This is a genomic window from Sphingobium sp. (assembly GCF_041987595.1).
Taxonomy (GTDB): Bacteria; Pseudomonadota; Alphaproteobacteria; order Sphingomonadales; family Sphingomonadaceae; genus Sphingobium.
In genome coordinates, this window is sequence record NZ_JBHIWJ010000042.1 from 1 (window position 1) to 23,838 (window position 23,838).

General features: G+C 64.1%; 25 protein-coding genes and 1 pseudogene. 9 read left to right on the forward strand and 17 right to left on the reverse strand.

The features are described 5' to 3' along the window. The 5 genes and pseudogenes from ACFC3J_RS12250 to ACFC3J_RS12270 form a co-directional block, all read right to left on the reverse strand. A pseudogene (locus ACFC3J_RS12250) lies at positions 1 to 108 on the reverse strand (16S rRNA processing protein RimM); the annotation flags it as partial. 5 nt (positions 109 to 113) lie between these two features. Next, positions 114 to 554, reverse strand: a complete 441-nt coding sequence (rpsP, locus tag ACFC3J_RS12255) for a 30S ribosomal protein S16 (protein ID WP_375196452.1) — start codon at positions 552 to 554, stop codon at positions 114 to 116. Between the two features lie 44 nt (positions 555 to 598). Next, the gene (ffh, locus tag ACFC3J_RS12260; protein ID WP_375196453.1) at positions 599 to 2,068 is read right to left on the reverse strand and encodes a signal recognition particle protein; all 1,470 of its coding nucleotides are present in this window, start codon (positions 2,066 to 2,068) and stop codon (positions 599 to 601) included. 272 nt (positions 2,069 to 2,340) lie between these two features. Continuing rightward, complete coding sequence (locus tag ACFC3J_RS12265) at positions 2,341 to 3,309, reverse strand: diacylglycerol/lipid kinase family protein (RefSeq protein WP_375196454.1); 969 nt, start codon at positions 3,307 to 3,309, stop codon at positions 2,341 to 2,343. Positions 3,310 to 3,317: 8 nt separating this feature from the next. Then, positions 3,318 to 3,812 (reverse strand): DUF2141 domain-containing protein, encoded by a 495-nt coding sequence (locus ACFC3J_RS12270; RefSeq protein WP_375196455.1) that lies wholly within the window; start codon positions 3,810 to 3,812, stop codon positions 3,318 to 3,320. 130 nt (positions 3,813 to 3,942) lie between these two features. Here ACFC3J_RS12270 and lptF point away from each other — a divergent pair, with 130 nt between their 5' ends. Both lptF and lptG read left to right on the forward strand, forming a co-directional pair. After that, positions 3,943 to 5,166, forward strand: coding sequence for an LPS export ABC transporter permease LptF (gene lptF / locus ACFC3J_RS12275; protein ID WP_375196456.1), 1,224 nt, complete (start codon positions 3,943 to 3,945; stop codon positions 5,164 to 5,166). A gap of 3 nt (positions 5,167 to 5,169) precedes the next feature. Further along, positions 5,170 to 6,273 (forward strand): LPS export ABC transporter permease LptG, encoded by a 1,104-nt coding sequence (gene lptG / locus ACFC3J_RS12280; RefSeq protein WP_375196457.1) that lies wholly within the window; start codon positions 5,170 to 5,172, stop codon positions 6,271 to 6,273. Between the two features lie 30 nt (positions 6,274 to 6,303). On the opposite strand, the gene ACFC3J_RS12285 is transcribed toward lptG, so the two are convergent. Continuing rightward, on the reverse strand, positions 6,304 to 7,365 hold the full coding sequence (locus ACFC3J_RS12285) for a fatty acid desaturase family protein (protein WP_375196458.1): 1,062 nt from the start codon (positions 7,363 to 7,365) through the stop codon (positions 6,304 to 6,306). A 154-nt stretch (positions 7,366 to 7,519) separates the two neighbouring features. Between ACFC3J_RS12285 and ACFC3J_RS12290 the strand changes: the two genes are divergently transcribed. Further along, positions 7,520 to 8,677: an N-acetyltransferase gene (locus ACFC3J_RS12290; RefSeq protein ID WP_375196459.1), complete on the forward strand. Its 1,158-nt coding sequence runs from the start codon at positions 7,520 to 7,522 to the stop codon at positions 8,675 to 8,677. Here the strand turns inward: ACFC3J_RS12290 and ACFC3J_RS12295 are convergent. After that, positions 8,674 to 9,588 (reverse strand): diacylglycerol/lipid kinase family protein, encoded by a 915-nt coding sequence (locus ACFC3J_RS12295; protein WP_375196460.1) that lies wholly within the window; start codon positions 9,586 to 9,588, stop codon positions 8,674 to 8,676. The genes ACFC3J_RS12290 and ACFC3J_RS12295 overlap by 4 nt on opposite strands. A 67-nt stretch (positions 9,589 to 9,655) precedes the next feature. On the opposite strand from ACFC3J_RS12295, the gene ACFC3J_RS12300 reads away from it, so the two are divergent. After that, positions 9,656 to 10,552: a metallophosphoesterase family protein gene (locus ACFC3J_RS12300; RefSeq protein WP_375196461.1), complete on the forward strand. Its 897-nt coding sequence runs from the start codon at positions 9,656 to 9,658 to the stop codon at positions 10,550 to 10,552. 122 nt (positions 10,553 to 10,674) lie between these two features. On the opposite strand, the gene ACFC3J_RS12305 is transcribed toward ACFC3J_RS12300, so the two are convergent. The 7 genes from ACFC3J_RS12305 to ACFC3J_RS12335 form a co-directional block, all read right to left on the reverse strand. Beyond that, on the reverse strand, positions 10,675 to 11,244 hold the full coding sequence (locus ACFC3J_RS12305) for a DUF2239 family protein (RefSeq protein WP_375196462.1): 570 nt from the start codon (positions 11,242 to 11,244) through the stop codon (positions 10,675 to 10,677). Positions 11,245 to 11,310: 66 nt separating this feature from the next. Beyond that, on the reverse strand, positions 11,311 to 12,084 hold the full coding sequence (gene xth / locus ACFC3J_RS12310; protein ID WP_375196463.1) for an exodeoxyribonuclease III: 774 nt from the start codon (positions 12,082 to 12,084) through the stop codon (positions 11,311 to 11,313). Between the two features lie 66 nt (positions 12,085 to 12,150). Next, a complete protein-coding gene (gene erpA, locus ACFC3J_RS12315; RefSeq protein WP_375196464.1) occupies positions 12,151 to 12,477 on the reverse strand; it encodes an iron-sulfur cluster insertion protein ErpA in 327 nt (108 codons plus the stop codon). 77 nt (positions 12,478 to 12,554) lie between these two features. Beyond that, on the reverse strand, positions 12,555 to 13,280 hold the full coding sequence (locus tag ACFC3J_RS12320; protein WP_375196465.1) for a M23 family metallopeptidase: 726 nt from the start codon (positions 13,278 to 13,280) through the stop codon (positions 12,555 to 12,557). 109 nt (positions 13,281 to 13,389) lie between these two features. Next, on the reverse strand, positions 13,390 to 14,199 hold the full coding sequence (locus ACFC3J_RS12325) for a ferritin-like domain-containing protein (RefSeq protein ID WP_375196466.1): 810 nt from the start codon (positions 14,197 to 14,199) through the stop codon (positions 13,390 to 13,392). After that, positions 14,196 to 14,657 (reverse strand): thioredoxin-dependent thiol peroxidase, encoded by a 462-nt coding sequence (bcp, locus tag ACFC3J_RS12330; RefSeq protein ID WP_375196467.1) that lies wholly within the window; start codon positions 14,655 to 14,657, stop codon positions 14,196 to 14,198. The genes ACFC3J_RS12325 and bcp overlap by 4 nt, the downstream gene beginning before the upstream one ends. Positions 14,658 to 14,661: 4 nt before the next feature. Continuing rightward, positions 14,662 to 17,316 (reverse strand): bifunctional [glutamine synthetase] adenylyltransferase/[glutamine synthetase]-adenylyl-L-tyrosine phosphorylase, encoded by a 2,655-nt coding sequence (locus ACFC3J_RS12335; RefSeq protein WP_375196482.1) that lies wholly within the window; start codon positions 17,314 to 17,316, stop codon positions 14,662 to 14,664. 115 nt (positions 17,317 to 17,431) lie between these two features. Here ACFC3J_RS12335 and ACFC3J_RS12340 point away from each other — a divergent pair, with 115 nt between their 5' ends. After that, the gene (locus ACFC3J_RS12340; RefSeq protein WP_192665710.1) at positions 17,432 to 17,623 is read left to right on the forward strand and encodes a hypothetical protein; all 192 of its coding nucleotides are present in this window, start codon (positions 17,432 to 17,434) and stop codon (positions 17,621 to 17,623) included. A gap of 68 nt (positions 17,624 to 17,691) precedes the next feature. Next, complete coding sequence (locus tag ACFC3J_RS12345; RefSeq protein WP_375196468.1) at positions 17,692 to 18,036, forward strand: hypothetical protein; 345 nt, start codon at positions 17,692 to 17,694, stop codon at positions 18,034 to 18,036. Positions 18,037 to 18,038: 2 nt separating this feature from the next. Here the strand turns inward: ACFC3J_RS12345 and ACFC3J_RS12350 are convergent, their stop codons facing one another. Continuing rightward, positions 18,039 to 18,914: a neutral zinc metallopeptidase gene (locus tag ACFC3J_RS12350; RefSeq protein WP_375196469.1), complete on the reverse strand. Its 876-nt coding sequence runs from the start codon at positions 18,912 to 18,914 to the stop codon at positions 18,039 to 18,041. A 158-nt stretch (positions 18,915 to 19,072) separates the two neighbouring features. Here ACFC3J_RS12350 and ACFC3J_RS12355 point away from each other — a divergent pair, with 158 nt between their 5' ends. From ACFC3J_RS12355 to ACFC3J_RS12365, 3 genes are all read left to right on the forward strand, one after another. Beyond that, entirely contained in the window at positions 19,073 to 20,251 is a 1,179-nt protein-coding gene (locus ACFC3J_RS12355; protein WP_375196470.1) for a patatin-like phospholipase family protein, read from the forward strand. Further along, on the forward strand, positions 20,248 to 21,033 hold the full coding sequence (locus tag ACFC3J_RS12360; RefSeq protein ID WP_375196471.1) for a 3-hydroxybutyrate dehydrogenase: 786 nt from the start codon (positions 20,248 to 20,250) through the stop codon (positions 21,031 to 21,033). The genes ACFC3J_RS12355 and ACFC3J_RS12360 overlap by 4 nt, the downstream gene beginning before the upstream one ends. Before the next feature lie 117 nt (positions 21,034 to 21,150). Beyond that, a complete protein-coding gene (locus ACFC3J_RS12365) occupies positions 21,151 to 22,515 on the forward strand; it encodes an amidohydrolase (protein ID WP_375196472.1) in 1,365 nt (454 codons plus the stop codon). A gap of 199 nt (positions 22,516 to 22,714) precedes the next feature. Here ACFC3J_RS12365 and rpsI read toward each other — a convergent pair whose 3' ends face one another. Both rpsI and rplM read right to left on the reverse strand, forming a co-directional pair. Further along, complete coding sequence (gene rpsI / locus ACFC3J_RS12370; protein ID WP_375196473.1) at positions 22,715 to 23,251, reverse strand: 30S ribosomal protein S9; 537 nt, start codon at positions 23,249 to 23,251, stop codon at positions 22,715 to 22,717. Further along, a complete protein-coding gene (gene rplM / locus ACFC3J_RS12375) occupies positions 23,251 to 23,730 on the reverse strand; it encodes a 50S ribosomal protein L13 (RefSeq protein ID WP_046764791.1) in 480 nt (159 codons plus the stop codon). Before rplM ends, rpsI begins: the two co-directional genes overlap by 1 nt. Between the last annotated feature and the right edge of the window lie 108 nt (positions 23,731 to 23,838).

Sequence of the window (23,838 nt, forward strand, 5' to 3'; positions counted from 1 at the left end):
ATAGCCCTTCAGAGTGTCCGGCCCTTCGCCGAACAGCTTCAGGCGGACTTCGCCCGTCACTCCATGCGCGCCGATGATCACGGCCAGAGTGACGGGCTTGTCGGTCAAGGCAGTCAGCCTTCCGCCGATTCTTCAGCCGGCGCAGCTTCTTCAGCAGCCGGAGCAGCGGCGGCTTCAGCAGCGGCAGCCTTGGCGGCTTCGGCAGCTTCAGCGGCTTCCGCAGCCTTGGCGGCGCGGTCTTCGGCGCGATCCTTGGCCTTCTGACCCGGTTCAGCCTTCTTCGGGTTGTTGCGGGCAGCGCGTTCCTTCACGCCGGCGGCGTCGAGGAAACGGGCGACGCGGTCGGTCGGCTGCGCGCCGGCGGCAACCCAGTGCTTCGCGCGTTCGACGTCGATCACGACGCGCTTTTCGTCTCCCTTGGGCAGAACGGGGTTGTAGCTGCCGATGCGCTCGATGAACTTGCCGTCACGCGGAGCGCGGCTGTCGGCCACGACGATGCGGTAATAAGGACGCTTCTTGGAACCACCGCGCGAAAGACGAATGGACGTTGCCATGTTGTTTTGACCTTTCTACTCTAATCTAATCTGTTGAAATCGAATTATTTCTTCATGAAATTCTGAAAGCCGGGCGGCAAATTCGGCATATTGCCGCCGCCAAGGCCACCCAATCCGCCCAGCCCGCCAAGGTCGGGCGCACCACCGGCGCCGCCCATCAGCTTGTCCATGCCGCCGCCGGTGAACATCTTGGCCAGTCCCTTGAGGCCGCCCATCTTGCGGATTTTCTTCATCGCCGTTTCCATCTCCTGATGCATTTTCAGGAGCTTGTTGACTTCCTGCACCGTGCGGCCGGAACCCTTGGCGATACGGATCTTGCGCTTGGCGTTGATGAGGGCGGGCTTCTCCCGCTCCTTGGGCGTCATGGAGCCGATCATCGCGTCGAGATGGATCAGAGTCTTGTCATTGGCACCGCTGTTCGCCATCGCCGCCTGCGCCTTCTTGAGGCCCGGAAGCATCCCCGCCAGCGCGCCAAGGCCGCCCATGCGGCGCATCTGATTGAGCTGGGCGCGCAGGTCGTTCATATCGAACTGACCCTTGGCCATTTTCTTGGCGAGCTTGTCGGCTTCCTCGGCGTCGATCGTCTCGGCCGCCTTCTCGACCAGGGCGACGATGTCCCCCTGACCCAGGATGCGGCCGGCGACGCGGCGCGCGTCGAACACGTCAAGCGCATCGACCTTTTCGCCGGCGCCCAGATATTTGATCGGCAGGCCGGTGACGGCGCGCATCGACAGCGCCGCGCCGCCACGCGCATCGCCGTCCATACGGGTCAGCACCACGCCGGTCAGCGGCACCTGTTGGGTAAAGCTGGTCGCGACATTCACCGCGTCCTGGCCGGTCAGCGAGTCAACCACCAGCAGGATTTCGGCCGGGTTGGAGACATCGGCCACCGCCTTCATTTCGTCCATCAGCGCCTGATCGACGTGCAGACGGCCCGCGGTATCGAGCATGACGACATCGAAGCCCTGCAGCTTCGCCGCCTGCAACGCGCGCTTCGCGATCTCAACCGGCTGCTGGCCCGGCACGATCGGCAGGGTCGCCACATCGGTCTGGGTGCCCAGAACCGCCAGCTGCTCCTGCGCGGCGGGGCGCTGGACGTCGAGCGACGCCATCAGCACCTTCTTGCGCTCTTTCTCCTTGAGGCGCCTGGCGATCTTGGCCGTGGAGGTGGTTTTACCCGAACCTTGCAGGCCGACCATCATGATGACGGCGGGCGGCGTGACGTCGATCAGCAACTCGGAGGTCTCGGCCCCCAGCGTTTCGGTGAGCGTATCCGAAACGATCTTGACGACCATCTGGCCGGGCGTGACCGAGCGCAGCACATCGCTGCCCACCGCGCGCTCGGTCGCCTGATCGACGAACTGGCGAACGACCGGAAGCGCGACGTCAGCCTCCAGCAGTGCGATTCGCACCTCGCGCATCGCGGCGCGGACATCGTCCTCCGTCAGCGCACCGCGCCCACGCAGCTTGTCGAATACCCCGCTCAGACGATCGCTTAGCGAATCGAACATCATCACCTCATTTGGGCCGAAAGGCCCGGAAAATTGCGCTCACCCCGCCAAACGACAAAATCGCCGGCGGGCGAAACCTCGCCGGCCAGCGTCCATCCGGTGCCCCGCGTGGGCGCCATGGATTTGTCAGGGCATCAGGCAGCGGACTGCCCGATTGCTGGCGAGGCCTTTAGCGGAAAGGAGGACAGGATGCAACATGCAGCGGCGGCAGGATTTGAGCGGCAAACCGCCAGCCAGAAAGCCCGAAAGAAATGGGTGCGAAATCCCGCCGGTCGTCAGGCCGCAAGCCGCAGGAAGGGCACCGGCTCGGTCGAGCGCAGGACGATGGGCTTTCCCTCGGAGGCTTCGAAAAGCTCGCCGTCCAGTATCACGCTGCTGTGATCGCCCTCAATGCGGATCACATCCCCCTGTTCCAGATGAATCCCCTGCATCTGCGATTTGCCGACGCGCTTGGTGACGCTCGCCCAAACGAGCCGCAGCAGCGCAGGCAGATTCTGGTCCACCGCCATCAGCTTCATGTTGCCACGGCGGCTGTCGCCCGGCTGGACCCCCAGCAGCAGCCTCTCCAGCGTCGTAACGATCAGCACCGCGAACTTGCCTGCGATCTGGCCCTCGCGGATCAGCGAGATGCGGACCGGATGACTGGATTGCGGCAGAAATCGGGCACGGATGCCGAAGATGAGCGAGATCAGCACCGCGATCACCGTCAGGAAATGGCTGATCCCGTTGGAAAGCCCCAGCGGATAGATCTGGTTGCGGCAATAGAGCATGTAATCGGCAAGACCCGCCCCGCCCAGAAACATGCCCAGCACGGGGCGCGCCTCAGCGCTGCCGTCCGAAAGGGCAATCAGCTCCCGCGCCACGACATGGTCGTCGACCCCGACCTTGGCGATCTGAACGATCCGCTCCAGGGCCTTGATCGGGTCGCCATGGATGCCAAGGTCAAGGGCGATCAGGTTGGTCTTGCCATTGGGCAGCACCGCGATGGGGGGCACGCGCCCCTTGAAATGCTCGCCCTGGTACAGTTCGGTCAGCGCCGCCTGCACCGTGCCGTCGCCGCCGTTGATGACGATGACGACCGGATCGACGCGGGCGATGGTCTGAAGCGCACGGCCTATCTGGTCGACATGCTCTACCTCATAGTGGAAAATGTCCGGATTGCTGGCGCAATAGCTGCGCACGCGCGGAAGCGTCTGCCGGTTGCCCGTCGATTTGGGATTGGACAGAAGCGCAACGCGAACCATGGATCAGATCACATATATTTGAGGTTGATGGTGATTTTCGTCACGCCCGGACCAGCATAGAAGGCGGCCTTGTCGACCCCCGGCTTACCCAGATTGAAGATGCTGATCGACGGATTGTTGGAAAATCCGCCGCCGTCCCGCGAGAAATCGGTCTTGCCGTTGCCGTCGCGGTCGTGGCGCACGGCAATGCCATATTTGCCGGGAGCTGGCACGGGCATGCAGAAGCGCATCGCGCCGTTGCTTTCCTTCACCGGCACGTCGATGCGGTTCAGCCATTCGCCCTTGGCGAGCCAGGCCGCCTTGGTCGCGGGATAGGATTGCACCCGCACCTTGCCGGTCGCAGCGGCAAAGCCGCGCACATCGACCAGCACCGCCGGCCCCTTGGCCGAAACGGAGCAGCGTTCCAGATCGTTGCCGATTTCCATGCCATGGGCGATCACCGGGGCGGCGGCGAACAATGCCCCCACCGGCAAAAGGCCCATCGTAACTTTGAACATGACCATCCAACTCCGTGAAGCTATAGCCGCCGGGTGACACCGGACGGCGAGCCCCTGTTCGCCCCGCAACTTACCTGACTCAGCTATGGGCAGGGTTTGCGGCCAAATCATGGTGATGGGACGACCACATAGAGAAATGCTGACTGCCACCGACAGATATCTCGCCCGCCTGATCGCTCTGCCGATGCTGGGCACGCTGGTGATCTCGGCCATGCTGCTGGTGCTCGACAAGATGCTCAGCCTGTTCGACTTCGTCGCGGCGGAGGGCGGCCCGGTCAGCGTCGTATGGCGCATGCTGGCCAATATGATGCCCGAATATCTGTCGCTGGGCATTCCCATCGGCCTGATGCTGGGAATCCTGCTGGCCTTCCGGAAGCTTGCCCTGTCGTCCGAACTGGACGTGATGCGGGCGGTCGGCCTATCCTACGGCCGGCTGCTGCGCGTGCCCTATCTGTATGCGATCGCACTCGCCCTGCTCAATTTCGGTATTGTCGGCTTCGTCCAGCCGTTGTCGCGCCACGCTTATGAGGCGCTGCGGTTCGAGCTGCGGTCGGGCGCGCTGGGCGCCTCGATCAAGGTGGGGGAGTTCACCAACCTCGGCAAGCGGATGACCCTGCGGATCGAGCGCAGCCGGGACGAAGGCCGCAATCTGCAGGGGATTTTCGTTCGCGCCATCGGCAAGGATGGCCAAACGGTCGCGGTCACCGCGGCGCAGGGCGAATTTCTCGCCACCGACGACCCCGACACCATCATCTTCCGCCTGCGCGACGGCGTGCTGGTGAATGACGCGCCCAAATATAAGTCGCCGCGAATCCTGTCCTTTTCCAGCCACGATCTGCCGATCGACCTGCCCCAGATCGAAAAATTCCGGGGCCGCGACGTGGACCGGGAAAAGACCATCCCCGAACTGGTCGTGATCGGCCATGATCCTGCCACGCCCGACAAGCTGCGCAACGAGATTCGCGCCAATTTCCATTTCCGCATGGTGGAAGTGGCGATGATGATGCTGTTGCCGCTGGCGGCGCTGGCCTTCGCCATTCCGCCCAAGCGGTCCACATCTGCGCTGGGCGTGTTCCTGTCGATCATATTCATCGTGACCTATCACAAGATCAACGAATATGGGCAGGGCGTGGGGTCGCTGGGCAAGGTCGATCCGATCATCGCGCTCTGGGGTCCGTTCCTGCTGTTCGCGGGGCTGATCCTGTGGATGTATCATGTTATCGCGCACCGGCCCGGCGGGCAGCCGATCGCGGCGCTCGAATATGCCTTTGCCAAGGTCGCCAAGCAGATACCGCGCCTGTTGCGGCTGATCCGGCGGCGCCCCTCCCTATCTGAAGCTCCGGCGGAAGGAGCCGCCTGACCCATGCATCAGTTCAATTTCTTCCCATCGCGCCAGATCAGCTGGTACATGGCCCGGCTGTTCCTGACCCGGACCTTCGCGGTGCTGGCGATGCTGGTGGCGGTGCTCCAGACGCTGGACCTGCTGGGCGAATCCGGGGACATCCTGGCCTATGCCGGCAACGGAGACGCGCAACTGTGGCATTATGTCGCGCTGCGCACGCCGCAGATCGTGGCACGGTTCCTGCCCTTTTCCGTGCTGTTGGGCACGCTGATCATGCTCGCCACGCTGAACCAGAACAGCGAGATCATCTCGATGAAGGCGGCGGGGCTGTCCGCGCACCAGATCCTCGCCCCGCTGCTGGCCGCGGCGATGGGCGTGGCGGTCATCAGCTATGCCTTCAACGAACGGATCGTGGCGCGTTCCACCGCCCGGCTTTCGGCCTGGCAGGCGGTGGAATATGGCCCCCTGCCCCCGGACAGTGGGATCAAGGCCAATCCCTGGGTGCGCGACGGCAACAATCTGGTGAGCGCAGCGATCGTCGCCGGGCGCGGCACGGCTGTCCAGCTGCGCAAGGTCGAGATCTTCAATCGCATCAACAACCGGCTGACCACCATCGTTCAGGCCCCCAAGGGGCATTATGATCCCGTCGCCAAGGGCTGGGTGCTGGAAAATGCGCGGCAGTTCGATGTCGCCCGCGGGACGGAGCGGCAGATCGGTACGGTGCGGTTCGGCCGCGATATCCGCCCCGACCAGTTCACGCTCGCCAAGGTCGATCCGGACGCGCTGACCTTCGGCCAGTTGCAGGCCGCGATCAGCGACCTGCACGATGCCGGACGGCCCACCGCGGAACTGGAGGGCAGCCTCTGGCACAAGCTCTCCGGGCCGCTGTCGGCCCTGTTGATGCCGATATTGGGGTCGGTGGCGGCCTTCGGCCTGGCGCGGTCCGGGCAGCTTTTCCTGCGTGCCGTGCTGGGGATGGCGCTTGGCTTCGCCTATTTCGTGGCGGACAATTTCTCGCTCGCCATGGGCAATCTGGGGGCTTATCCCCCTTTTCTTGCGGCCTGGGCGCCGTTCCTTCTGTTCCTGCTGGTCGGTGAGACGGTGCTGTTCCGGACGGAGGAATAAGCAAGAAGGCCGGGTCGCCCCGGCCTTTTTTTAGCGCTTCCCCATCGTGCTGCGGGCGATCTTCCCCACCAGCGGCCACATGCCGGGGTAGTTTCCCCGATGATAGGGCGAGTCAGACGCCAGCGTAGCGATAAGCCGCTTATGCGCAGCGCCCAATGCATGGTAGGGCACGCTCGGCAGCAAATGATGCAGCGCATGGTATCGCAGCCCCACCGGCGCCCAGATCGCGGCCAGCGGCGAAGGCGGCGGGACGTTGACCGAATCCAGATATTGCGCCGTCACGGTCATCGCGTCGCCCTCATTTTCCCACAGATGCGCGACCAGCGTGCGCAGCTGGTTGATGACGGTCATCGTCGAATGGACGGCCATGTAGGTGAGCAGCGGCTTCCAGCCGAATGCGAACACACTGGCCACCAGCGCCAGCGCAAAGAATGATGCGCCCGCCTCCTGCCAGAACCATCGGCGCGCAAAGGCACCCTCCGGCGCACGGCGGCGATAGGCCGGGTTGATCGAGAGCGCGGAAAACTCCGCTACCACCTTGCGGCGGAGCGGCGGGACGACGAGGCTGAGTGGCGTCAGCACGGCAAAGCGCAGGATCAGGCCGACGGGCGCCAGGGACGCCACGAGGATGAACAGCGGCAGCGACCAGGGCTTCATCAGCGCCAGCGGAAGATATTCCGGGTCGTTGGCGGTGCCGTAACGGGTGCGCGCATGATGCTGGGTATGCACGTCTTCATAGAGAAAGCTGGGGATCATCAGCGGAATGCCGACGATCAGGTTCCAGCCCAGCCGAAAGCCCGGCAGCGCGCCTTTACGAATATGGGTCAGTTCATGGATGAAGCTCGCCGCCCGATAGAGTGCCAGCATCGCCACCAGCCCGAACGCCGCCATCGCCGCGCCGTCGCTCAGGATCGCGCCGGCCAGCGCGGCATAGCCGACAAGAGCCGAAGCCAGCATGTCGGGCCAGTAGATGGAGGGCTTGGCCGTCGATAGCTCGCGCGTCAGGTCCGCGGCGGCGCGCAGCATCGCGGCATCGTCGGGGATCGCGCTCTTGGTCCGCGAAGCGGCAATCAGGGGATCGTGCACAGTCATGCCGTGGTTCCTAAAGGGTAAATGCGCTGCAATTGGGGCAGCAACATGACGATTTCGTCATCCCGGACCATCCGCTCATGTCCCGATTGACATTCTGGAAACAAGCGTCGAACTGCTGTTCCGCAAATCCTCCCGCTCTTGCGAAAGCTCCATCGTGGCACATAAAGAACTGGTGATTACCCCCGTCACTTCCAAGGCCGACCGCAAGGCTTTTGTTGATCTTCCCTGGAGGCTTTACGCCAATGATCCCCATTGGGTGCCGCCGCTGAAGAATGAGGTCTACAGCCTCATCACGCCGGGCAAGAACCCCTTTTTCGGTCATGCCGAAGCGCAATATTTCCTTGCGCGCCGGGGCGGAAAGGTCGTCGGCCGCGTCTCCGCGCATCTCGATCGTCTGGCGCTGGCCCAACCGGCCGAACAGGGCATGGGGCCGGGTTGCGGCAATTTCGGCCTGTTCGAGGCGGAGGATGCCGAAACCGGCGCGGCCCTCATCGCGGCGGCAGAGGGGTGGCTTCGGGCCAGGGGCATGACGCGGGTGTTGGGGCCGATCTCGCTTTCCATCTGGGAGGAACCGGGCCTGCTGATCGAGGGTTTCGATCATGCGCCGACCGTGATGATGGGCCATGCCAGGCCCGAGTATCAGCCGATGATCGAGGGCGCGGGCTATCGGCCGGTCAAACAGCTCAAAACCTATGAGCTGGACATTACCCAACCCTTCCCGCCGCTGATCCAGCGCATCGTCCAATCGGGCGAAAAAAATGCGCGCATTCACATCCGCAAGGTCGACAAGTCGAAATTCGATGAGGAAGCCGCGATCATCCTGGGCATTCTGAACGACGCCTGGGGGAATAATTGGGGATTCGTGCCCATCACCGACGAGGAAGTGGCGCACTTCGGCAAGCAGCTGAAGCCCATCGTTTTCAACGACCTCATCATGATCGCGGAGCTGGAAGGCGAGCCGGTTGCTTTCATGATGACGCTGCCCGATCTCAACGAAGCGATCGCGCCGCTGAACGGCTCGCTGTTTCCGTTCGGTTGGGCAAAGCTGCTCTGGTGGCTGCGCAGGCCCAGGGTGCGCACGATGCGCGTGCCGTTGATGGGCGTGGTGCAGAAGCTCCAGTCGTCGCGCATGGCGAGCCAGCTTGCCTTCATGATGATCGAATATATCCGCCGCAACGCCGTCACAAACTATGGCTCGACCCGCGGCGAGATCGGTTGGGTGCTGGACGACAATCAGGGCATGAACGCCATCGCCGACGCCATCGAGAGCAGGGTGAACAAGGTTTATCAGGTTTACGAAAAGGCGCTTTAAGAAGTCTCCGCTGGCACGGCCACGTCGACGGCTCCGGCCGCAATCGTCGCGACCACCGGGGTCCGGGCCAGCACTTCTCCGTCGATGGAGATGCGCTGCGGCGGCACCGTTTCCACGCGGAAGGATTTGCCCCGGAATTCCTGCGTATGCGCATCCCGGTCGCGCAGGCGGAAGAATTTGGCATACCAGTCCCATGCCAACCGCGCATGACTGCGTCCGACGACCGCCTGAACCACGATTTCGCCGGTATCGACGTCGGCATGGTCGGACAGCTCCACTCCGCCATGATAGGGGCCGTTGAGGATGCGCACCTCCGTCGCCCACATCCGTCTTTCGGTTTTGCCGTCGTCCAATATCAGCCGGAACGCCCGAAAGCCGATCGAACATTTGACCGCCCAGAGCAGATAGCCGATGCGACCCAAATAGCGCTTCAGCCTGTGCGGCACCGTCTTGCCGATCATCGGCGAGAGGCCAAGCGAGGCTGCGTTGACGAAATAATCATGGTCGATCATGCCAAGATCGATCCTCCGGCGCCGCCCTGACGCGATGGCCTTCACCGCCCCTTCCAGATCGAGGGGAATCCCCAGCGTCCTCGCAAAGCTGTTCGCCGTCCCCAGGGGCAGCACACCGAACACGCACTCCTTGCCCACCAGTTCGTCCACCGTCCCGGACAGCGACCCATCCCCTCCCCCGACGATCACCATCGGCGCACCGTCACATACTGCCCGACGCACGCTTTCCTGCAAGCGATCCGGGTCTTTCACCGCGTGCGCGGCGATCAGCCGCACCCCTGCCTGTTCGAGCAAGGCCTTGGCGTCCTTGAACAGCGCCTCTCCCCGGCGGGAGTGCACGTTGACGATCAGAACCGCCTCGCGAGGAAGAGAGGGGGCGTGCGTATATTTCGTTTCCATGCCTCAACAACACCCAGGCCGGCCATCGGGTCCGAAACCAATCCATTCCCGCGCACGTTCAAGGGCAATGGCCCGCATCGCCCACCTGTCGGACATTCATTTCGGCGCGCACGATCCCAAGATCGTCGCCGCGACAGAAGCGTGGCTGCAGCAGCATCAGCCCGAACTCGTCATCGTGAGCGGCGATTTCACGCAGCGCGCCAAGCGCGACCAGTTCCGGGCGGCCGCCGCCTGGCTGAACCGGCTGCGGGCGGCCGGGATGAAGCTGCTGGTCATTCCGGGCAATCATGACGTGCCGCTCTACGACCTGTTGCGTCGCTTCAGCGCGCCGCTGCGGCGCTACAAGCGCTATATCAGCAATGACCTCTGCCCCTTTTACGAGGATGACGCAGTCGCCATTCTGGGTCTCAACACGGCCCGGTCGCTGACGATCAAGGATGGGCGGATCAACCACGACCAGATGCGGATTCTGCGCGACCGTTTCGCGTCGGTCGCCCCGGACAAGACACGGATCCTGGTCACCCACCATCCGCTTTTCGCCATGCCCATCGGTCGTGGCGGCGAACTGAGCGAAGCAGTCGGCCGTCATGAGGACGCGATCCGCGCGGCCCGGGCAGCGGGCATCCATATCGCGCTTGCCGGGCATTTCCACCGGACCTATGCAGAAACCGCGCAAAAGATGGTGGCCCATGCAGGTGGCGCGCTGGTGATCCAGGCGGGCACCGCTACCTCTACCCGACTGCGTAATGCGGAGCCGCAGAGCTTTAACTGGCTGCACGTGCACCGGCATGATTCGATCGAATTGCAGGTGGTGGTGTGGGACGGCGCCGGTTTCCGGCGGGGACATCATGTCGCCTATAGCCGGACGGAAAATGCGTGGACAGCGCAGCCGATCATCGATTCCGCCGCGATGCCGGGCATCAGGATCGCGCAACAGGCACAGGGCTCAGGCAGCGATCCTTAGGATGGGAAGCGGCTATGAGGGGATGGTGCGGAAAAGTGGGAACGACATTCCGCTTAAAAGGATGCGAACGCAAAAAGCTGGAACACGCGACCTGCGCCTGATTTGGCGCAGCGCATTGCAGGTCAGACGCCTTCCTCCTCGCGAAAGCCGGGATGACGGGAAAGACCGCCATCCTCGCCGAAAGCGGGCTCCGCCAGAGCGGCGCCGTGGTCGCGGATGGCCCGCGGCCAATCCTGCGAGGCTTGTTCGAAGCCCGCCCTGTCCTTCGCATAGAGAGCGCGGATCGCATCCTCATAGCCTGGCCGGTCACCTGCCATGACGGTCAGGAAATGATAGGCCGCATCCATGGCTGCGCGGGGCGAGGGCCTGTCCGCCGCCGCCTTGCGCGCCTCCTCGACCAGCCGCCTCAGCGTCACCGAAGCGCCGCCCGGCTGGGTCGCCAGCCAGTCCCAGTGCCGGGGCAACAGCGTCACCTCCCGCGCCTGCACGCCCAGTTTCGGCCTTCCCCGCCCGCGTGGCGGCGCGCCGGCGGGACCTCGCAGGTCGATGTCCACCTGCCTGCCGCTACGGTCGTCGAACAGCAGCAGATTCTGCGCCTCCGTCCCCATGGAGAGCAGCGCCGCGCGCACTTCTTTCTCATCGCCAGTCGCGATCCAGAGGTCGCCTGAAAAGGCTGTCAAAGTGCGCGTCATGCCGAAAATCTCCTTCGGCACCGAAATATTACCCGGCTATTATCGAGTCAATATTACCCGGATAAATTATTCCGTCAGCTCCACCCAGGTCGGGGCATGATCGCTCGCTTTCTCGCGCCCCCGGAAATCCCTGTCGACCTGCGCATCGATCAGCCGGTCGGCCGCCGCCGGACTGAGCAGCAGATGATCGATCCGGAACCCCGCGTCGCGCGGCCAGGCGTTCATCTGATAGTCCCAATAAGTCCACACGCCGCCCGCAGGATGGCGGCTGGCGATCGCATCGGTCCAGCCGTCGCCCAGCAGGCGCCGATAGGCGGCGCGGCTTTCCGGCTGCATCAGTGCATCATCGGCCATCGCCCTGACCGAATAGACGTCCCTGTCGCGCGGGATGACATTATAGTCCCCGGCAAGAATGGCGGGCACTTCCTCTGCCCAGATCTGCGCGGCGCGTTCCCGCAGGCGCTTCATCCAGCGGAGCTTATAGTCGAATTTCGGTCCCGGCTGCGGGTTGCCGTTGGGCAGGTAGATGCTGGCGACGCGCACCCCCTTCACATCGGCTTCCAGATAACGGCTATGCTCGTCCTCCGGTTCGCCCTCCAGGCCCCGGCGGACCTCCACCGGCGTCTCCCCCCGCGCAAGAATGGCGACGCCGTTAAATCCTTTCTGCCCGTGCCAGATCGCGCCATAGCCAACGCTTTCAATATCCTTCAGCGGGAAGGTATCGTCGGACGTCTTGATTTCCTGAAGGCAGGCAATGTCCGGGCGCGTTTCGTCCAGCCACTCCAGCAGACGCGGCAGGCGCGCCTTGATCCCGTTGATATTGAAGGTGGCGATGCGCATGCACGAAATCTCCTTGCGCGCATCCCTAAAGAAGCGGCTGGCCCTTCGACAAGGGCAAGCGGTCAATTAAATCGAGAAACTGGTCCCGCAACCGCAACCGGCGGTGGCGTTGGGATTGGTCACCTTGAACGCCTTGCCGCCCAGATCGGATACGAAATCGACCGCCGATCCGCGTACCAGGTCGAGGCTGACGTCATCGACCACCAGAGTAACCCCATCGCGTTCAACCGCAATGTCGTCAGCCTCCACGGCCTCGGCCAGTCCGAAGCGGTATTGGAAGCCCGAACAGCCTCCGCCTTCCACGGCAAGGCGCAGGATGGCGGGCTTGCCTTGCTTGGTCGCGATCGCGGCCACACGGGCAGCAGCAGAGGGGGTCAAATCGATATCAGCCATGACGCCTAGATAGGATCAAGCAAAAGCCCCGGCAACCCATGGGCACCGGGGCTTTGGAAAGGGATCGGAAAATGCGCTTATTCGTCGGCGGCGCGTTCCTGGGCCTTGGTCGGGCCGCCCATGGCCACCGGAGGCTTGGTGTTCATCGCCACCAGATAATCCGGCCCGGCGACGAAGGGGATCGGATTGATCGCCTGACCGTCCACGCGAACTTCATAGTGAAGGTGGCTGCCGGTGGAACGACCGGTCGATCCCATCAGGCCGATGAGTTGGCCGCGATGCACATAGCTGTTTGCCGCAACCAGCAGCTTCGACATATGCCCGTAGCGGGTTTCCATGCCGCCGCCATGCGAAATCTGGACCAGATTGCCATAACCGCTGGCCCAGCCCGCGCGGCTGACGATTCCGTCGGCGGTCGCGTAGATCTTGGTGCCGATGGGACCGGGAATATCGATGCCCTTGTGCATCCGGGCGCCGCCATTGAAGGGGTCGGAACGAACGCCGAAATTGGAGGTCATGGACAGCTTCTCGACCGGACGGCCCGAAGGGATGTAATTGGCGGACTTGGTTTGGCCGTCCAACCGCTGGAGGCTGGAGAAAAGGTTGGAAAAGCCCACATCGGCCGGACCCAGCGCGCTGGTGTTGATCTCCGACGCATCGCCATAGGGATCATCATCATTGCTCTTTGCCTGAGCAGGCACTGCAGCACAAAGCGCTCCTGCAACGCCGACAGCTCCGGCAATTTTCAGCGCAGAACGGAACCATCGCGCAGCGCGCGTATTATCACAACGAAGAACCAACATTGCCGACCCCGACTTATCTACCGGAGGCTTTAGCCTCTCGGCATTCCCCGCGTTCACCAAATTGCAGCCGAGGCTGCCACCCGCTGTCATCAAAAGGCCATGTCGCGGCTCATTGTGCAAGCGGACTGTAAAATTCCCGCGTTAAACCGGCTTGTCGGCGCGCCGAATCGTTGAACGGTGGTTTCAAACCTCCGCGAAAGTGGCGTTTCACAAGGATTTGGTAATGATTTGCCGGGTCCAGGCCCAATCGTTTCGTCGCATGGGCGAACCATGTGGTCCCAGCCGAAACATGCCGAATCTCATCAGTCATGATCCGGCGCAACATCCGTGCCGAGACTTCATCCCCCACCCCTTCAAACCGCGCGACGGTGGCCGGCGTAATATCCAGCGCGCGTGCCTCCAGCACCATCGGCACGATCGCGAGCCGAGCCAGCGCGTCATGCGCCGTCTCGCCTGCAGCCTGCCATAGCCCGTCATGGGCGGGCAGCGCGCCATAATGGCTGCCCAACTGCCGAAGCCGCCGGTCGAGCAGCGCAAAATGCATCGCCTCGTCCGCGCCGACCCGCATCCATTCATCAGTGAATTCCGGCGGAAACTCCCCGCCGAAGCGGCCGATCAGGTCGAAGGCGAGGTCGATCGCGACAAATTCGATATGGGCCAGCGCATGCAGCATCGCGATCCGCGCCCGGTCCGAACCGATCCTGCCGCGCTTGGGCATCTGGTTTGGCGGCAGCAGTTCAGGCTTGTCCGGCCGCGCAGGGCGATCCGGCATCGCCGCATCGAAGCGATGCGCCAGCTTGCCCAACCTCCAGCCGCGCGCGACGGCCCGCGCCGTCATCAGCTTGGCCGCCGGATCACGCGTCAGCAGGATATGGGCACAGGCCGCGCCCACCGAATCAAGGGATTGCGGCAGACTCAAAGGGCTTTCACGGCCTCCAGCACTTCAGCAGCATGGCCCTTGACCTTGACCTTGGGCCAGACGCGCCGGATCTTGCCCTCCGCGCCGACGAGGAAGGTCGCCCGCTCGATCCCCATATATTTGCGGCCATAGAGCGACTTTTCGACCCAGGTGCCAAAGGCTTCGCACATTGCGCCCGGCTCGTCGGAGGCAAGCGTGACGGTCAGGCCATATTTGTCTGCGAATTTCGCGAGTCTGGCTGGCTTGTCCTTCGAGATGCCGACCACCGGCACGCCCAAAGCGGCAAATTCGCTGGCCAGCGCGGTAAAATTCTTCGCCTCGTTGGTGCAGCCGGGCGTATCCGCCTTGGGATAGAAATAAACGACCAGCGGCTTGCCCTGATAGCGCGCGAGCGTGAAATCCGCGCCGTCCGCATCCTTCAGGCCCACATTGGGGACGGCATCGCCCACATCCAGCATTTCCTCACTCCTCCCGATAGGGCGCGGCCAGCGCATCCCAGGCTTCGCGCACCCTTTGCCGGGCCTGCGCGTAGCTTTCAAGCAGCGCGTCCCAGCTTTCCACCCCGCAGGCCCGCGCCACCAGCGGCCGGGTCGCCTCGGGCGGCTCGGTCGATCTGGGCGAGACGAGGCGGGAGACGACGAGGAAACGCGTAATCAGATCATGCGCGGCGATCAGGTCGCCCGGCAGATGCCCCGCCGCGGCCAATTGCTCCAGCGCGGCGCGCAGATCGGGATCGAAGGCCATATTATGCCGAAACTGGGTGATGTGGATCAGAAACTCCAGATCGACCAGACCGCCCGGCACCAGCTTCACGTCCAGATCGCCCGCTGGCGGCTTGTGCCTGGCGATGTCGCCGCGCATCTTCACCGCATGGCGCGCCAGATCGTCGAAATCGCGGGGCCGTTCCAGCGTTTCGGTGAGGATGGCGCCCAGCGCCGCCCGCGCCGCACTCGATCCGAAGACCGGCCGGGCACGGGTGAGCGCCAGATGTTCCCAGGTCCACGCCTCCTCCCGCTGATAGCGTGCAAAGCTGTCGAGGCTGACCGCCAGCAACCCCTGCGCGCCGGAGGGTCGCAGTCGGGTATCCACCTCGTAAAGCGGTCCCGCCGCGGTCTGCACCGACAGCGCGTTGGTGATCCGTTGACCCAGCCGGTTGAAATATTGCGTCGCGCCCAACGGCTTGGCCCCGTCGGATTCGGTCTCGAAGCTGCCGGTGAACAGATAGACGAGGTCAAGGTCCGACGCATGGGTCAGCACCCCGCCGCCCAGCCGCCCCAGCGCCAATATCACCATCTCGCCGCCCGGCACCCTGCCATGGGCGCGTTCGAATTCGGCGACGGTAGCGGCGGTCAGCGCCTCGATGGCGGCCTCCGCCACGCGGGCATAGCCGCGCCCCGCCTCCAGCGGATCGCCGCCCCGAATGATCTGCGCGCCCAATGCGAAGCGGCGGTCGTTCACCCGCTGGCGCACGCGATCAAGCAGAGCCTGATAATCCTCCCCTTCCTCCAGCCGGGAAAATTGGCCCGCGAGCACCTCCACGGCCGGGGGGGGATCGAAAGCCGAGGTGTCGATCAGCCCGTCCAGCAGCTCCGCCCGCCGCCCCAGCGCATCGGCCAGCGTCGGCGCATGGCTGAGCAGTTCGGCGAGCAGTTCGACCAGTCCCGGCCGCGCCGCCAGCAGTTTGAAGAAGTTGATCGCGCTCGGCAGCCGCCCGATCAGATCGTCGAGCCGGTTGAGCGCCCGCAACGGATCGGGCGCCGCCGCCAGCGTGCGCATAAGGCCGGGCAACAATTGTTCCAGGGCGTCCCGCGAGGGTCCACTGCGCAAGGCCCGGATCGTGCCCGAGCGCCAGCGCGTGATCCGCGCCACAGGAGCTTCCGGCTCGGCAAAGCCCATGTCGGCGAGTTGCGCCTTCAGCCCGTCCTCATCATGTGAGAGCGACTCGTCGACCGCCGCAGGACTGAGCTGGTCATAATTGCGCCCCACCCACCGGACATGCGGCCGCAACATGTCGAGCAGCGCGGCGCCATCCTCCAGCCCGTGGAGCCGCGCGACATTGTCGAGCGATTCCGGCGCCTTGGGCAGCTCATGGGTCTGACGATCCTCGACCATCTGCAGACGATGCTCGATGGTGCGGAACAGGACATAGGCCTGATCGAGATTCGCCACCACCTCAGGCCCGAAAACGCCTGCGGCCTCCAACGCCCGCAGTGCCTCCCGCGTGTTGCCCGACCGCAGCGACGGATCGCGCCCTCCGTGGATCAGCTGATGCACCTGCGCGAAAAATTCGACCTCGCGGATGCCGCCGCGCCCGCGCTTCAGATCATAGCCCGGTCCGAATGCCTGCCCCTGCGAATAATGGTCGCGAATCCGGCGGCTGATGTCGGTGATGGCGTCGATCGCGCCGAAATCCAGGCTCCGCCGCCAGACGAAGGGCCGGATCGCCTGCATGAAATACTCGCCCAGCGCAATGTCGCCCGCCGCCGGACGCGCCCGGATGAATGCCGCCTGCTCCCAACCCAGCGCGGTCGATTCATAATAGCCGATGGCCGCCTCCACCGGCAGGGCGATCGGCGTCGCTTCGGGCGAAGGACGCAGGCGCAGGTCGACGCGAAAGACATAGCCGTCGCCGTCCCGCGCATTGAGCAGTTCACTGACCCGCCGCCCGATCCGCACGGCCGCGTCGGCCGGGTCCTCCCGCTCGCCATGCGGCAGGGTCCGGGGATCGTAGAGCAGGATCGGATCGATATCGGAGGAATAATTCAGCTCGCGGCTACCATGTTTGCCGAGCGCAAGGACCACGAAACCACGATTTTCCGCATCCGGATAGCGTTCCGCCATGGCGGCGGCCAGCGCCTCCTCCAGCGCCTGATCGGCAAAGTCGGACAGGGTGCGCGTCACCCGGTCCAGTCCCCAGGCTCCGGCCAGATCGGCCGCCGCCGTCACCAGCGCCACCGCGCCCCGCCGCCGCCGCAACGACCGGGCTATGCCGTCATCGGGCGCCGCCACGCCCTGCGCGGCGATCAGCGCAGCATCGAAATCGCCCTTTTCCAGCAGGCCGGCCACATCCGGAAAGCGATCCATCTGCCGCGCCAGAAAAGGCGAATGCGCCCGCATCCTCGCCGCAGCCGCCAACCCGTCCGTCACCCGATCTCTCCCATAATGGAGCCGATATCGCGTGCGTTTGCGATGAACGCCAGAAACTTTTACGCGTCTGGACAGTTATTTGGACATGGAAATGCAACGTAAACCGCTCAGCCGATCGGCGAAGGTGCAGGATGGAGCGATCCGCCGCGTGCTGACGATCGGCATGCCGCAGCCCTATGAGGGCGTCGGCAACGCGTTGCGTTCCACCTTTCGCGCAGGGCGGGATTCGGTGCCTGACGACATGCTGGACCTGCTGGCGAAACTGGACCGGCATTAGGGTGTGGATTCCTAAATTATTAACCGTCCCCGCAGCATAAGGGCGCATGTTTGCCGGGACGCGCCACGATGATTTATAAGGCTTTTGCCGCCATAACCCTGATCGCAGCCCCCATCGTCGTGATGACGGTGCAGAGCTTCGTGCCGCAGACCAACCTGTCACAGACCAATATACCCCAGACCAGTCCGGCAGTCCCGCCCGTCAGCGCCTCCTCAACGGCGGAACCGGCTGCCGCGCCTGTCCAGCCCCCCGTTAACGCGCCACCGGCGGATGCGGCTTCCTTTGGCCAGCCGATGCCGGAGGCGGGCAGGCCCTTCCTGACGCCCGGCACCGGCCTGCCCGACGGAGCCACGCCTGCCGCGGCCGGGCCGGTCGAAGAGCCGGCTCCAGACCTCAATCCCGTCGCGCGATAGGCTCAACTACCCTTGAACGTGTCGCACTGCGCGGGATCGCCGCTGTCCAGACCCCGCCGCAGCCATTCCATCCGCTGCTCGCTGGTGCCGTGGGTAAAGCTTTCGGGCACCGGCCGCCGCCCGGCCGCCTTTTGCAGCGTATCGTCGCCGATCGCCTGCGCGGCCTTCATGCCTTCCTCCAGATCGCCCGGCTCCATCAGCCCCGTGCGCTTGGCCCACACCCCCGCATAGCAGTCCGCCTGCAACTCCACCTTCACCTGAAGGGCGTTGCCCTCTTCTTCGCTGACGGCGCGCTGCCGCTGGTTCACCTGCCCCAGCGTGCCTTCCAGATCCTGCACATGATGGCCCACCTCATGCGCGATCACATAGGCCTGCGCGAAATCGCCCGGCGCGCCGAAGCGCTGACGCAGCTCCGTGAAGAAATCGGTGTCGAGATAGACTTTCTGGTCGTTGGGGCAATAAAATGGTCCCATAGCGCTCTGCGCCGCGCCGCAGCCCGACGATCCGCTCTGCGCGTAGAAGGACAGCACCGTGGGCTGATATTGGCGGCCCGCCTGGGCGAAGACCTGTCCCCAGACCCGCTCGGTCGATCCGAGCACCTTCAGCGACCAGTGCTGGACATCGCTGAGCCTGGAGGCATCGCGACTCACGGACGCGTCCTGCTGCACCGGACCGCCGCCCCCGCCCAGCAGACTGAGCGGATTGACGCCCATCACGGCAAGGATGATCAGCACCACGACGATGCCGCCGCAGCCGAAACGGCTGCCGATCAGCGGCAGCAACAGGCCCAGGCCCCCGCCCACGCCGCCGCCGAACCCGCCGCCCCGGCCGTCCTGAACCTCGAAATTGCTGCTTTCCCGTTCGTCGTCCAGCCGCATGACGTCCCTCGCTTTCCCTTGCCTGCCTAATCCATTCGTTCGGTTGTGGAAACGGTTGCCGTGCAGCGCCGGTTGCAGCCGACCGGCGCCCGCATGAACTTAATGTAACAAGACATTCAGTTGGCATGCCCCGTCAGATGCCTATATTGCACTGCGACATGGCTGATACCGAACCCCATCCGCGCCGCCGCGCCAATACCCCGCTCCCCCTGCCCCGCGAAGTGGCGCTGCTGTTGCAGGGAGGTGGTGCACTCGGATCGTTCCAGGCCGGCGTTTATCAGCGGCTGGACCAGTTGGGCATCGATATCAGCTGGGTCGCGGGCATTTCGATCGGGGCTGTCAACGCGGCGATCATCGCAGGCAACCCGCCGCACAAGCGGCTCGGCCGCCTCAAGAAATTCTGGCTGACGGTATCGGGCGGCATGCCCAATATCGTGCTGCCGGAAATCAACCATATCCGCGAGGCCGCCCATCTGATGGCGGCGGGCACGGTGGCGACCTTCGGCGTGCCGGGCATGTTTCGCCCCCGCCTCTGGCCCGCGCCGCTGATGCCCGAAGGCACGCCGGGCGCGATCAGCTTCTATGACAGCGCCCCGCTCAGGGACACGCTCGACGCCTGCGTAGACTGGGACCTGCTGAACGACGGTCCTGTGCGCCTCTCGGTCGGCGCGGTCGATGTCGAAAGCGGCAATTTCGCCTATTGGGACACGCGCGGCCGGGGCGGCAACACCCGCATCGACGCGCGCCACATCATGGCGTCGGGCGCCCTGCCCCCCGGCCTGCCGCCGGTCGAGATCGACGGGCGCTGGTATTGGGACGGCGGCATCGTGTCCAACACGCCGCTCGCCCATGTGCTGGATCATCAGACCGAGGACATGCTCGTCTTTCAGGTCGACCTGTTCCCCGCCGAAGGACCGATGCCCCGGCAGATGACCGACGTCTATTCGCGCACCAAGGACATTCAATATTCCAGCCGCACCCGGCAGGTGACCGATCAATATCTGCGGCTGCGCAAGGAGCATAAGGCGATCCGCGCCCTGCTCGACAAGCTGCCGCCCGAATTGCAGGACGATGCCGACGCGCAACGTCTGCGCCAGTTCCTGGACACCGGCTCGGTCAACATCGTCCATCTCATCTACCGCAGCCGGGCGTGGGAAAGCGGCGCGCGGGACTTTGAATTTTCGCGTTCCACCATGCTCGACCACTGGATCCAGGGCCGGGACGCGGTGGAGGAAGTGATGCACAAGGGCGAACTCATCGCCCGCAACATCGTGAACGGCAAAAGCTCTACCTTCGACCTCGACGCCCCCGACCATCTCAAGGAGAAGCAGGCATGACTCTGGCCGGCAAGACCGCCCTCATCACAGGATCAACCTCCGGCATCGGCCTCGCCTATGCCAGGGCGCTGGCGGGCGAAGGCGCCAATATCGTCATCAACGGCTTTGGCGAGCCGGACGCGATCGAGAAGGAGCGCGTTGCACTCGAGGCGCTAAGTGGCGCAAAGGCGCTTTACAGCGGGCATGACCTGACCAGACCGGACCAGATCGAAGCGATGATGAAGGAAGCGGCGGACGCCTTTGGCGGCGTCGACATCCTCATCAACAATGCAGGGATGCAGCATGTCGCCCCGGTCGAGGATTTCCCGGTCGAGAAATGGGATCTGATCATCGCGCTCAACCTGACGAGCGCCTTTCACACCTCCCGCCTCGCCATCCCCCATATGAAGGCGAAGAAATGGGGACGGATCATCCAGACGGCCAGCGCCCACTCGCTTACGGCCTCTCCCTTCAAGAGCGCCTATGTGACGGCGAAGCACGGCCTTGCTGGCTTCACCAAGACGCTGGCGCTGGAACTGGCGACCTTCGGCGTCACGGCCAACTGCATTTCGCCGGGCTATGTCTGGACGCCGCTGGTGGAAAATCAGATCCCCGACACGATGAAGGCGCGCGGCATGACCCGCGAACAGGTGATGAACGACGTTCTGCTCGCCGGGCAGCCGACCAAGCAGTTCGTGACGGTCGAACAGGTGGCCGCCATGGCGCTTTATCTGTGCAGCGACGCCGCTGCCAATATCACCGGCGCCAATATGAGCATCGATGGCGGCTGGACCGCGCAATAAGGTGTAGACGGGCGAGCGACGCTGCCATGACCGGCTCGCCCGCCAACTTACCAACAAGCCCTCTTAAAACTCAGAGAAAATCCCCCTATGGTCGCGCCAGTTCAGGGAGATTGATCGATGCGTCATGTGTTGACGGCCATCATGGCCGCAGCCAGCCTTACTTCCATTGCCCATGCCCGGCCGCAGGACGCAGGCGCCGCTCCTGCGGCGCCCGCCGTGCAGCCGCCCAGCGCCATCGCGACGACCATCGCGAAGGACATGGATGGCCTGTTGGCGCTCTATCGCGACCTGCACGCCAATCCCGAACTGTCGGAGCAGGAAACCGGGACCGCGGCAAAGCTTGCCAGGCGGCTCAGGGCCATGAAATTCGCGGTCACCGACAGGGTCGGCGGCACCGGCGTCGTTGCAGTGATGAAAAATGGTTCCGGCCCCGTACTGCTGATCCGCGCCGACATGGACGCCTTGCCCGTTACCGAGCAGACTGGGCTAGAATTTGCGTCCAGGGTCAAAGCCAAGACCGCGGACGGGGTTGAAACTGGAGTCATGCACGCCTGCGGTCACGACACGCACATGACCGCTTTCATTGAAACCGCCCGCCTGCTGTCATCGATGAAGGACGAGTGGAAAGGCACTGTCGTCATGATCCTCCAGCCCGCCGAAGAGGTCGGTCGTGGGGCCCGGCTGATGCTGGAGGATGGGCTATATACCCGCTTCCCGCGCCCCACCCACGCCATCGCCTTTCACGACGCGGCCAATCTGGAGGCGGGGAAGATCGGCTACACGCCCGGCTTCGCGCTCGCCAATGTGGACAGCGTCGACCTGCTGGTACGCGGATCGGGCGGCCATGGCGCCTATCCGCAGACCACCCGCGATCCGATCGTGCTGGGCGCGCGGATCGTGACGGCGCTGCAAACGCTGGTCAGCCGCGAACAGGACCCTTTCGATCCGGCCGTTGTAACGGTCGGCAGTTTCGCGGGCGGCACGAAGCATAATGTGATCCCCGATGAAGCGAAGATGTTGCTGACCGTGCGCAGCTTTTCGGACGACACCCGCGAAAAGCTGATCCGAGGCATCGAGCGCATCGCGCGGGGCGAAGCCATCGCGGCGGGCGTTCCCGACGACAGGATGCCGGTCATATCGGTGAAGGATGAATTCACGCCGTCCACCTATAATCCACCCCTGTTCGCGAACCAGATGGCGGATGTCCTGAAGGGGCATTTTCCCGCCGGCACGGTCATGGAGACCAAGCCCTCCATGGCGGGCGAGGATTTCGGGCGCTATTACCGGGCCGACAAGAGCATCAACAGCTTCATATTCTGGGTCGGCGGCGTTCCGGCAGATCAGATGGCAAAGGCGGCGGCAGTCGAAATCACCCTGCCCTCGTTGCACAGTCCCTTCTGGGCGCCCCAGGCCGACAAGGTCATCGCAACCGCCAGCGAAGCGATGACGGTGCTGGCGCTGAATATCCTGAAACGGGATTGAAGAGGGCTAAGGTGTTTGGACGATTCCCCGTCATTCAGGCACTTTCGTCACCCTGCGAAGGCTGGGTCTCAGGCCAGCGCATGCCCTTCTGAGCTTCCAGTTGGCGATCCGGCGCTCTTCGGCTCGCTGGAGCCTCATGGCCGCAAAAGAAAAGGGCCGGAAAACCCGGCCCTTCCCAAATTCCGTTCCGATCGAAAGATCAGCGCTTCGAGAACTGGAAGCTGCGGCGCGCCTTGGCCTTGCCGTACTTCTTACGCTCGACGGCACGGCTGTCGCGGGTCAGGAAGCCTTCGGCCTTGACCGCGCTGCGTAGCGCCGGCTCATATTTCGACAGCGCCTGGGCGATGCCGTGCTTGACCGCACCGGCCTGACCCGACAGACCGCCGCCCTTGACGGTGGCGATCACGTCATACTGGCCTTCGCGCTCAGTGACGCCGAAGGGCTGGTTGATCACCAGACGCAGGGTCGGGCGGGCGAAATAGATTTCCTGATCGCGGCCGTTGACCGTGATCTTGCCGGTGCCGGGCTTCACCCAGACGCGGGCGACGGCGTCCTTGCGGCGGCCCGTCGCATAGGCGCGGCCGAGGCTGTCGATTTCCTGCGCGCGCAGCGGGGCCGAAGGCTGAACCGGAGCGATCGGCGCATCGGCGGCGACGGTTTCGGTGGCAGCGGCAGGCGCCGGAGCGTTGGCGGTCAGCGACGCGAGGTCGGACAGGGACTGGCGGTTATCGGACATTAGGCACCCACCTTGTTCTTGCGGTTGCGCGACGCGAAGTCGAGCACTTCGGGGTTCTGCGCGGCGTGCGAATGTTCAGCGCCGGCGAAGATGCGCAGGTTGCGCATCTGCTGACGGCCGAGCGGACCGCGGGGGATCATGCGCTCAACGGCCTTTTCCAGGACGCGCTCGGGGAAACGGCCTTCCAGAACCTTCTGGGGGGTGGTTTCCTTGATGCCGCCAGCATAGCCGGTGTGCTTGTAGTAAACCTTGTCGGTCAGCTTGCGGCCGGTGAACTTCACCTTCTGCGCGTTGATGATGATGACATTGTCACCGCAATCGACGTGAGGGGTGAAGCTCGGCTTGTGCTTGCCGCGCAGGATGTTCGCGACGGTCGAGGCGAGGCGGCCGACGACGAGGCCTTCCGCGTCGATCAAAATCCACTTCTTTTCGACCGTGGCCGGGGTTGCCGGCTTGGTGGTCTTCATCAGCGCCTTCATGGTGCCAATACTCCAGTTGAAATTCATACGCCGATCGCCGCCGCCGGCTTTCGGAAGATGCGCGCTAATGACGGGAAGGGGACATCAAGTCAAGAGATTCGGCGGCTT